This window comes from Faecalibacterium sp. Marseille-Q3530, from assembly GCF_017377625.1.
GTDB classification, from domain to species: Bacteria; Bacillota; Clostridia; order Oscillospirales; family Ruminococcaceae; genus Faecalibacterium; species Faecalibacterium prausnitzii_E.
The window spans coordinates 1-10172 of sequence record NZ_JAFREH010000028.1 but is presented as its reverse complement, the minus strand read 5'-3'; the positions used below and the strand labels follow the sequence as shown (position 1 = coordinate 10172).

Annotated in this window: 13 protein-coding genes and 1 pseudogene; 7 read left to right on the top strand and 7 right to left on the bottom strand. The window is 46.2% G+C overall.

Annotated elements, in window-relative coordinates; all coding sequences use genetic code 11:
• Positions 1–472: 472 nt before the first annotated feature.
• The gene (mobQ, locus tag J3350_RS13665; protein ID WP_370569334.1) at positions 473–2050 is read right to left on the bottom strand and encodes a MobQ family relaxase; all 1578 of its coding nucleotides are present in this window, start codon (positions 2048–2050) and stop codon (positions 473–475) included.
• Positions 2051–2319: 269 nt separating this feature from the next.
• Positions 2320–2637 carry a DUF3847 domain-containing protein gene (locus J3350_RS13660; protein WP_097778411.1) on the bottom strand — a complete coding sequence of 106 codons (318 nt, stop codon included), beginning with the start codon at positions 2635–2637 and terminating at the stop codon, positions 2320–2322.
• Between the two features lie 84 nt (positions 2638–2721).
• Here J3350_RS13660 and J3350_RS13655 point away from each other — a divergent pair, with 84 nt between their 5' ends.
• The 7 genes from J3350_RS13655 (at position 2722) to J3350_RS13625 (ending at position 7250) form a co-directional block, all read left to right on the top strand.
• Positions 2722–3261, top strand: coding sequence for an RNA polymerase sigma factor (locus J3350_RS13655; protein ID WP_370569333.1), 540 nt, complete (start codon positions 2722–2724; stop codon positions 3259–3261).
• Positions 3254–3949: a DUF4367 domain-containing protein gene (locus J3350_RS13650; RefSeq protein WP_112144695.1), complete on the top strand. Its 696-nt coding sequence runs from the start codon at positions 3254–3256 to the stop codon at positions 3947–3949. The genes J3350_RS13655 and J3350_RS13650 overlap by 8 nt, the downstream gene beginning before the upstream one ends.
• A gap of 171 nt (positions 3950–4120) precedes the next feature.
• Positions 4121–4507: a hypothetical protein gene (locus J3350_RS13645; protein WP_223474531.1), complete on the top strand. Its 387-nt coding sequence runs from the start codon at positions 4121–4123 to the stop codon at positions 4505–4507.
• Positions 4508–4663: 156 nt separating this feature from the next.
• A complete protein-coding gene (locus J3350_RS13640) occupies positions 4664–5056 on the top strand; it encodes a hypothetical protein (protein WP_223474532.1) in 393 nt (130 codons plus the stop codon).
• Positions 5057–5067: 11 nt separating this feature from the next.
• A complete protein-coding gene (locus tag J3350_RS13635) occupies positions 5068–5775 on the top strand; it encodes a hypothetical protein (protein WP_223474533.1) in 708 nt (235 codons plus the stop codon).
• Between the two features lie 208 nt (positions 5776–5983).
• Complete coding sequence (locus tag J3350_RS13630; RefSeq protein WP_112091643.1) at positions 5984–6910, top strand: serine protease; 927 nt, start codon at positions 5984–5986, stop codon at positions 6908–6910.
• Between the two features lie 4 nt (positions 6911–6914).
• Positions 6915–7250, top strand: a complete 336-nt coding sequence (locus J3350_RS13625) for a hypothetical protein (RefSeq protein WP_112091636.1) — start codon at positions 6915–6917, stop codon at positions 7248–7250.
• A gap of 421 nt (positions 7251–7671) precedes the next feature.
• Here J3350_RS13625 and J3350_RS13620 read toward each other — a convergent pair whose 3' ends face one another.
• From J3350_RS13620 to J3350_RS13600, 5 genes and pseudogenes are all read right to left on the bottom strand, one after another.
• A complete protein-coding gene (locus tag J3350_RS13620) occupies positions 7672–7953 on the bottom strand; it encodes a DUF6061 family protein (RefSeq protein WP_112091635.1) in 282 nt (93 codons plus the stop codon).
• Positions 7954–8041: 88 nt separating this feature from the next.
• Positions 8042–8359: pseudogene (locus tag J3350_RS13615) on the bottom strand (toprim domain-containing protein); the annotation flags it as partial.
• Positions 8360–8419: 60 nt separating this feature from the next.
• Entirely contained in the window at positions 8420–9151 is a 732-nt protein-coding gene (locus J3350_RS13610; protein ID WP_207686996.1) for a DUF4366 domain-containing protein, read from the bottom strand.
• Positions 9135–9401 carry a DUF4315 family protein gene (locus J3350_RS13605; protein WP_207686995.1) on the bottom strand — a complete coding sequence of 89 codons (267 nt, stop codon included), beginning with the start codon at positions 9399–9401 and terminating at the stop codon, positions 9135–9137. The genes J3350_RS13610 and J3350_RS13605 overlap by 17 nt, the downstream gene beginning before the upstream one ends.
• 13 nt (positions 9402–9414) lie before the next feature.
• On the bottom strand, positions 9415–10172 hold a 758-nt coding region (locus J3350_RS13600), incomplete at its 5' end, for a C40 family peptidase (RefSeq protein WP_207686994.1).

Below are 10172 nucleotides of genomic sequence, written 5' to 3'. Positions count from 1 at the left end.
ACATCCTTCTACTTGGTAGCCGATGAAAAAGGCCATTTCGTAGCATTGCAAGCAATTTTGTAAACAAAACGTCATAATAGTCCGAGAATGGTCTTGAAAAAGATGCCCTACACTTGGTAGGCATCGAAAACGCCTGTTTCGTAGCATTGGTGAGAAACTTGTAATTGAATTGTAATTCTTGAGACCGAATCTCCGGCTTTGAAAAAGTCCTCTCAATAGGTAGCCGACGAAAAAGACCAAAAGACAACCATCTTTTTGAGAATTAACAAAAAGGTCACAAATGACTAGCCTTCAAAGAAGCGTTTCTACTATTAACAGAAAAAGTGGCCTAAAATGGGGGGTGTTGGAGAAAATTTCCACCTTAAAAATGCGCCTTTACTCACTAGCCAACGAGAATAGCCAAAAGTCAACAAAAACGAATTATGTATTTCTGCCACTGATTGCAACAGCATATCGGTGACAGAAAGATCGTTTAGAGCGATTCTTCGCGGTTTGGGGGAGTGGAAGTCGTTTTGTGGTGGGACTTTTTCTGCTGAAACTGCTCCAGCTTTTTCAGCACCGATTCTTTTTCCGAGGTCTTACCGCCCGGTACGGAAAGCTGCTGCTTATTCAGCACCATGTCGATATATTTGCGGATGTTTTTCAGGGCGGAGATGTCCGGCTGCAAGGTTTCCAGTTGGGTGTGCAGCTCTGCGCTGCTGGATTGCAGCGCAGAAAATTCGGCATCCAATGCCGAAAAATCCACCGCTGTGCTGCCGTTCAGCTTCATCAGGGTGCGGACGGCTTTATTAAAGGTGTCCAGTTCCTCCTTGTGCTGGGCGGCGTAAGCGTCCTTGGTCAGCTTGAAGTTCTTCTTGATAAAGGTATCGTGGATGGGCTTCAGCTTGGCATGGACGGCGGCAGCATCTTTTATCTGGGCGATTGCCCGCATACGGTTTTCGTTCTGCTTCAACTGCCTGCGGAGAGGAGCAGCGGTCTGGTTTAAGCTGTCAATGGCATGGTTCAAGTCCTCAGCGGTGTTCAGGGAATGGGCTTTCAAATAGTCCACCGCCTGTTTGACTTCCTCAAAGTCCCGAACAGTACATTTCAGTTTTGCCTTGCCAGACCAATCGCTACGCTGCTCATTGCGGAGGTTGAAATAGTCCATCAGCAGGTCGGACAGCGTGGGTTCTTTCGCCTTTTCCAGAGCGTCCAGAAGAAGCTGCTTCTTTTCGTTCAGGTCTGCGATCCAGCGTTGCAGCCCACGGATGGCGCTGCGGATGGACTGCATCAGGCTGTTGGCGGCTCGAATGTCCCGGTTCAGGTTGCCGAGAAAGGTTTCCACTCCACGCTTTTCCATCTGGTGTGCAGCGGGGCCGAGATGGACGGTCGGTATCTGCTGGATGCCCTGCCGCTCAAAGGAGCGCAGGTCAACACGTTCCGGTCTGCCAGCAGCTTCCAGATAGCGGTTGGTGATGGTCTCCCAGCCATGCCGCCAGACCTCGGCGTACTTCTGGTCGTTCCAGTCCACCGTGTTTTCCTTGTGACACTTCCAGTTGCCGGAAGCGAGCCGGATGCGCTCGCCGTTCTCGTCAAGGTCGTAAACCTTTCTGGCTTTTGGGAGCCACTTGCCGTGTTCGTCCATCGCTCGGAGCGTCAGTAGAATGTGGGCGTGTGGGTTTCCATCTCCCTTGTCGTGGATAGAAAAGTCGGCAATCATACCCTTGGAAACAAACTGCTCCTGACAAAATTCCTTTATCATGGACAGATACCGCTCTTTCGGCACCTCCACCGGGAACGCCAGCACGATGCGCCGGGCAAGCTGGGAGTTCCACTGGTTCTCCACGGCTTCTACTGCGTTCCAGAGCGTTGCCCGGTCTGCATATCCGGGCGGCGCATGGGAAGGCAGCATGACTTCGGCGTGGACAAGTTCTTTCTTCTTGTTGTAGAATTTCGTTTTCTGGTCGTACTCACTGAACAGCCGTTCGCCGCTCTGGTAAGCGGCCCCGGCAACGGCGGACTGCCCTTGGCTGCGCTTGACGATGGTAATTTTGAAATGCGGACACGGAATAGGCATCACCCCCAAACAAAAAGACCGCCCAGCAAGATTGCTCTTGATGAACGGTCTGGAATCGTATTCGGTTGTACTCGCCGCCTTGGAGCGGAGTGCTGTGCGCTTCGGTCTCAGGCGGGAGCCGCAAAAGGATAGCTGCAAAGCAGCGCAAGGAAAATGCAGTTTTCCTTGGGATGGAATCGGGCTGGCGCACAAACGCCAGCTTCGATTTCATCGAGCCGTCTGCAAGACCGCAATTTCACCGGAACGGTGTATAATTGCGCCCTTTATTCTAAAGGGTTCGGAACGCTGCGGCTCTCGTGCAGGTCGTGAATCATCTTTGCAAGAGCCAGCGCAACTTCTGGTTGACGGAATGCAATTTTCAGCAGCTCCATCACCTGATCGTTGGTGAGATCTTCTGGTGCAATCAGAAAACTTTCCAGCATTCCGGCACGGGTACACAGACGATGCACACGGGCTTTTCGGGTCAACTCCGGTATCTGATGTTCCAGAATTTTCTCACGGTGCTTGTAGTAGCGAAGCTGCTGCTCCGCTTTGGCTTTCTCGCTGCGGAGGTAGGCAAGGTCAGTTTTGGGTTGAGTCATGGCATCACGCTCCTTTACAATATTAGTGGTATTCGACATTTTTATTGGTTCGTGGTACACTACACACAATCAATGTAGATAGAGGTGATTGCGTTGCTTGCGTTATATCTAAGTGTGCTTGATGATCGAAGCTTTGAAGAAGAGTTTACCGAGGTATACAATACATACAAACGGCTGGTTTACCATACCGCTTACAAAATCATGGATGATTCGTATTTGGCAGAGGACGTGCTACAAGAGGTGTTTTTGTACGTTGCAAAAAATTTTTCTAAAATTCATCGAGAAAACTGTCACGAACTCGCTGCCGATCTCGTTAGTTGTAGTAGAAGCCGTGCGTATGATCAGCTTCGCAAGCGGCGCGAAGAATCGCTGGAAGAAATCCCAGATATTGAGGATAATGCGCCAGTGCCAGATGATGCAATAATCAGTGTTGACAATATCGAGAGGTTGACAGAACTGATTGGACAAATGAAACCGAAATATCTTGACCCATTACGCCTTTTGGCAATGGGATATACAAATCGTGAGATTGCGAAATCGCTGGGATTAACGGACGAAGTGGTACGAACACGGCTCTTTCGAGGGAGAAAACTATTATGGAAGGAGTTGAGTAACCATGAGTGAGCAGACAAACATTTCATTTGAAGCGGCCTTGATGATTGCACTTCGTGCAGATGCACAAAAGGAACTGGATACACTGCCAACACCAGAACAACTTGAAGAACTTTACCCGGATACTTCTCAATGGGATGAACGAATGGCAGTGGCATTACGGAGGAAAAAACACCGTCCGATGTTGAAACGGGTGTTGGTTGCAGCCTTGACGCTGGTGGTGCTGACCCTTGGCGCACTTGCGGTCAGCGCAGACTTCCGCAAGGCAGTCTACACGATGATTCAAAAGTTTCTGCCCATTGAGATGCAGTTGACTTATCAGGTGGATGGCGAACCGCTGGAACGATTGCCGGATGGATACAGCGATCATTATGTGCCGGACGGCTTTGAAATGGACAATGCGCAGAAATTTGAACGAGCAGAAAACTTTTTACATGTTTACTCGTCAAAAGAAGCAGAAGAAAGCTACACTGTCCGTTGCTCAATTATCCAGCCGGGGCAGCAGTCCCTATTTGATAATGAGCATACAGTGTACGAAACCGTAAAGGTCGGAGAAGCAGATGGTGTACTTGGAACCAGTACGGATGAACATGGAAAGAATGTTTATACTCTAAGTTGGGAACATCGGGGGATTACACATACCGTTATGGGAAACATTCCATACGATGAGATTATGAAAATTGCAAAAGGCATCCGATAAGAAAGCCGGGCACTTGTGAGAGTTCACAAATGTCCGGTTTTCTTTTTGTCTGAACTTACAAAGATGGAAAATTTGAAAAAATTTCTCCTGAAAATTGAAACGAAGCGGATGCGAATTACGTTGATTATACAAAGGCTCTTGATAGGAGCGAAAAAACGGAGGTGTATGTCTATGTCGAAAAAGCGTTTGTTGTCCATTGTTATTTCAGCGGTGATTCTCTTGAGTTTTGCTTGCACCGCAATGGCCGTTGAAAAGTCTGAGCGGTATGTAGGCGATAGTACGGTCAACGGATCTATTTACCAAACATACTATCAAGTTGATGCCCAGACACGAACTGGAGTAAAGAAAATCAGCGTTTCAGGCGTTCTCTATGAAAAGGGAACAATTGGAACATGGCAAAAAGTAAGCAGCTGCTCAAACAGCAGCACGACCTCAACCTGCGTGGGGAGCGGTAACTTTAACACTAAGCCTGGAAAATCTTACAGGCTGGAGTATTCTGCAACCTTTAGCTATTCCGATGGGCGGAGTGAAACCATTACTGGAAGTACCAGTAGATAAGTGAAGCTTGTTATATATTTCAGCAAGTTAGAAAGGTGTGAGGTAATTATAAAGGCGAGATCAACGCACGTTATCCGATACCTAGCTATAGTCGCACTGTGCTTGCTTTTGGGCTTTATGCTTGGAAGAAAAAGCAAATATGAAAAACGAGATTATTTGAAACAATTCAAAATTGGAAAAGCAACATACTCTGAATCGTTGATATATGAGGCTTATGGCGGATTGCAAAATGATGGGATAATGTTAGCGGTATACTACGATGTGGATGCAACCAAGATTGTTCATCAACTCGATTCATGGGAGAAAATTAATGATTCCCCAACTATATCTTCTATATTAAAAAATGTGTCGTCATATTTTGGATTGGATTTTAAGATTCCTGAAATTGCAAGTGGAAATTTTTTTCTTTATGATAATAGTCAACATAAGGAACTATGCTCGGAAGCCGAAATGAATACATTGCTTTTACATTCTGAAGATGTGAATTTTAGTCTCGTTGTCTGGGACGATGAGAAGCACACAATTTATATAGTAGAGTACAGAATTTAAGGAGGTTCGTTATGAAGAGGTTCGTATCATTAGTTCTTTCGGTGTGTTTTTTGTTTTCGATAAATACTGTGTCTTATGCTGCTAATACAAGCAGCCGTAAAGCTAGCAATCCTGTTATTCAAAGCATGAATGATAAGTATCATGTTGATTTTTCGGGAATGTCGATAGATGAATTAAATAAGTTTATCGATAAGATGAAAGATGAAGATCAAACACGCGCATCTGGAAATTTGTTAAATAATACACAGCTTGCATGGTTGGCAGCTGCGCAAATTGCACGGGATAAGGGATATGAATGTGCGGCTCTTATGGTTGAATTCTCTGTATATAATATTGACTATTCTGAGAGTGTGACGGACTCTTCGACGCCATTGCTTGACAAGTTAAACACGACAACAGTTTTTAATAATTATAAAAACAAAGTACTTAATAGTGGCTTGAAAGATTTTAGCGGAGGAAGTTGGTCTTTTACAATTCAAAAGTCTGATAATGCAGATTTATTCTATGCATTGCATAGGGTAAGCACCTCTGGAACAGGCTTCATGATTGGTAATTCTATAATGTATTATTTGATTACCGTTCATGACACATTTGATTTTGCATATGACAACAACTATGACGACTTGTTTACTACTACAGTGAACAATTGGGCTTGGTTGTGCCAGCAGACGCATGTGTTGAATCCCATAGAGATAAATCTTAGCACGGCTATTGGATAAAAAATCAGTGGTATTTATTTTTTACGAAAGTAAAAGTTGAAACCTAAAATAAGGATGGCTCTAACGTATGAAAAATTTTACGGAGGCGTTTCCAATGCAGAGCAACTGATGTATAAGAAATCTTGTGTATACTCTAAAAGTAAAGAAGGAAAATTAAAATGGCTAGTGAAAAAATATCTCGTAGAATTTTTTGAAAGCAAGTGGGATTGTGGCTCTTTCTTCAATGGAGCTTAACTCTGGGCTGACTGCTTTTGCAGATAATCAAAGTGATGGAAGAAAATCTCATATCGAGAGATACCATAGATACGATTTTGATACAAAAGAAGAATCTATAGAGGAAATTATAGTTGAAACCAATTCCTTCACGGATGGAGAGACAACTGCAGGCTATTTTCCAAATGGAAAGATTTCGGATATTGATCTACCCGATCTGTATGCGATTATCGGAAGCAATGATATCACTGTTGTTGATAATCCAACAGCAACACCATATTGTAGCACGGTATGCCTACAGATAACGACCAATAATGGAGGGACAAATTATGGTTCTGGATTTATGATTGGGCCTAATGCACTTGCAACAGCAGCACATAATCTATATAGTATAAAGGAAAAAGCCTACGTTAAGTCGGTAAATGTCGCACCTGCTCGATCTGATAATAGTAAACCTTTTGGAAGCGAAAATGTATCGGCAAGTTCGATGATTGTTAGTGGTTCTTATCTTGCTGGAACAAGTTCAGAGGATTGGGCAATTATTACGCTCAAGAATAATTTAGGAACGAAAACGGGATGGCTTGGGTTACATTGGCAGTCTAGCAATTATTCATCATCACAGTTGGTGTATGCTTATGGCTATCCGAGCCAAATAAATGGTGCCGATGCGAGATATCGGATGTGTAAATCTTCTGGGTATATTAGAAGTCAGACTTCAAAATATCTCAAGGGCGATTGGGATTTGACAGGTGGCTTTAGTGGTGGTCCTCTTGTAGAATATATTTCTGGAGCTGGGTATGTAGCTATCGGAATCCATAAAGATGGAAGCACAATTGATGGTTCTTCATATCCGACTTCTTATACAGGGGCATTGAGAATAACACAATCGCTTTATACGCTGTTCCTTTCATACAGAGGTTGATAAAATGAAATGCAAACGGAAGATTATGGTTGGCATAGCATTTGTGGCAGTGGCTCTCTGCATTCTATTTCAATTGAATACATCCGGAAGAAAAAAATCGGAACTTATAGTTGAAGAAGTTGACCTGAAGAACAATTGTATTTATGCGACTGCAAAAAATCAATTATATGATACGGATGACAATTATATAATTTATGGCGCATCAAACTACTTGAAAGGAAATCTTCAGTTGTCGTATCTTAAAGAAGGCGAAAGCATTCTTGTGATATCAAACGGTAAGGTGTTGCTATCAGATCCGTATCAATTTGATAAAATATACAGTATTCAACTGTTGCAATAGCGTTTCATTTTCTCAATAAATAATATAGGCTATTTACAGCTGTCTCCTCTGTTAAGTGGTGGTGCAGTGCTTATTCTCAATAACGATGCGATTGATGAAAATGATAGACCTTTTAGGAATTTAGAATTTTCTCAATAATCAAGCCACCCAAATGGCAAACTTGAAATCATCGAGAGATACATAAGATATAGGGTTGAATCGACTTTCGTGTCGAAAAAAACAAGTGCTAGAAATAGCAAAATCCATTGAATTTTAGAACGACATTTATAAGAAACCAGTAGATTTGCCTGATGTTTGTGATTTCTTTGACCGTTGGGCCATTGATTTTGCACTACTATGAGCAAAGGAAAAACTTAAAATAAGCCAACAACCCGCCATTTGCAGCGACTGCAAGTAGCGGGTTGTTTGGCCTATTTAGAGGTTAGTCTTTCAGTTTGCCATGGTCACAACCGAGCGTGAGGTAGTGCTCTATCTCCCCGCTCAGCACCATCCGTGCGTACTCCAGCGGATTGTTGTATAGCAGCCAATCAAGTTCAGCTCGCTGTGCCGGGGTATTGCCGTACTCGTCCTCAATGGCGATACAATCAATGGAAAGGGTTGTGCCATCTTCAAATCGGGTTTCCACCCGGTTGGTGTCCATGTTGTAGCGGCAGGAAAGCGCTTTTTGAGAGTGATTAAGGTCGAAATTCTGATTTCGTTTCATTTGAATAGCTCCTTTAATGATTTTGAAATTTGATTTTCAACGAGATGAGGTCTCTTTTTTCTTTCTCCTAAGTCACCCAACCGCACTACCCTGCATCGCAACTGTTCACGATGCTATCCACATCCGGGCGGTGCATCAGCTTTTGCAGAATGCCAAGCTGCTTTTTGGTTGACGCAGACACCAGATACTGCCACTTTTGCGGCAGGATGGGCAGGTCTGCGATGCTCCACTTGACATACTTGGCATCGTAGACATTGGGCGGGGCCAGTTCTACCAAGTGCCCCACGCACCAGCTCACCAGATAGCCGTTACCCTCAAGGTAGCCGTCCTGACGGCTGGTGGCACCGAGAACTTTGGCGTAAGCCATGGCGACGGACGGTTTTTCCGCCACGATCAATTTTGCGATAAGAATCCCTCCATTCTGTTTTGGATTGCAATATGTAGGCGGCAAAATGCCGCCTTAAAATCAGATGGGTTCGGTATCTTCCTCGTCGTTCTCCTCCGGTTCATCCTCCACAGGAATCTCAAAATCGCCCTTGTCCTCGGTGTAGTTTGCATCGGGGTCAAGGGCTTCTTTTTCAGCCTGCTTTTTGTTCTTCTGCTGGATGAAGAAATAGAAGCCGCCGCCTGCCGTCAGCGCAATCAGCACGACTACGCCCAGAAAGCTGGATGCGATCTTTGTGACCTTGTTTTCCTTGGGCTGTTCTTCGCCGGATGCCGCTGCTTCTTCTGCGGCTTTCTTGGCTTCTTCCTCGACTTTCAGCTTATCCTGTTCAGCCTGCGCCGCTGCTTCTTTTTCAGCGGTATAGGCATCGGCAGCATCCTCCTCCATCAGAGCCAGAAGGTCGGCTTCGTCCACAAGGTTCATAAAGTGGACGGTCTGCTGCCCCTTGGCGTTGCGGTCAATCACCAGATAGAAAGTCGCACCCGACTTCGACACCAGCGTAATGAACTGCTGTCCGCTGCCATCGGAATAGTTGGTGTGGTAGTCGTCCACCAGCGTCAGGTTGCCCTCCGGGGTCAGGGCACCAGAGGTTTCGTCCGTGATGGTGACAACATCCTCCTCCACCACTTCCGGCAGAACAGGCTGCTCCACGGGGGCGGCTTCGCCCTCAAAGGCAAAGGCAGGAGCCGCCATACCAGCGCACAGTGCCGCCGATACCAGCAGCGCACCCAGTTCCTTAATCTTCATCTGCATCGACCTCCTTCTCAAAAGTTGCACCCACAGCAGACAGCGCAGCCGGGGTCGGGGTGGCGGTTGCCGACTGCCGCAGCAGGGCGGCAAGCTGTTCCGGCGTGACCTTTGCAGTCCGCACCATCTCGTTGACCTCGGCGGAATCCTCCTCCTGAATGCGCCGCTCCAAAATCTCGATGCGATTGTTCAGTTTGATGCGGCGTTCCTTCTCTTTTGCCAACATCGCCCGCAGCTTATCCGATTTTTCGCTCATAATACTCCTCCAATCATTTTGAAAGCCGTCCGAACCCGGCGAGATGCTTCTCCCAGTAGGACGAATGAATGTTTGCGTACTTGATGGGGTCGCCGGCACTGACCATCATGCCGTTGCCCAGATAGATTCCGGTATGGCTCATGCCGGGGGTGTCGTAGGTTCCTTTGAAAAAGACCAGATCTCCGGGCTTTGCTTCGGCTTCGGAAATGTGCTGGCTCTTGTTCCACAGACCGTTGGCGGTGGTGCGCCCCACATTGTAGCCGTTCTGGTTGTAGACCCAGCAGACATAACCGCTGCAATCAAATCCTGTTTCCGGGGTAGAACCACCCCACACATAGGGCGTACCAACATACTTTTGAGCTTCCTTGTAGATGGCGGCGAACTCCTCATCCGTCAGGGCTTCTGCCGGAATCTGATAGTCGATGCCCGGTGTGCCGGAACCATCGGAGCCGCCGGGCGGCAATCCGCCGTTGAATAGATAAGGCCGACCGCCCAAGGTATCTTGGAAAATCTCGTAACGTTTCCATTGGTCGTTATTCAGTTCTTCCCGAATGACCACTTCCAAGCCACGGTTCACCAGCTTGGTGTGGAAGATGCGGTACTCGTAGGGCACCTGCGTGGGGACTGGGATTCCTGCAGGAGTCATGACCCACACGGTCTTATACCGTATCTGTACCTCCACCCATGTGGTCAGCTTATACTGCTTTTTGAAGGTCTCCTTCAGTTTTCCCTGCACTTCTGACCGGGTATAATCGTCATACAGAGTCGTGA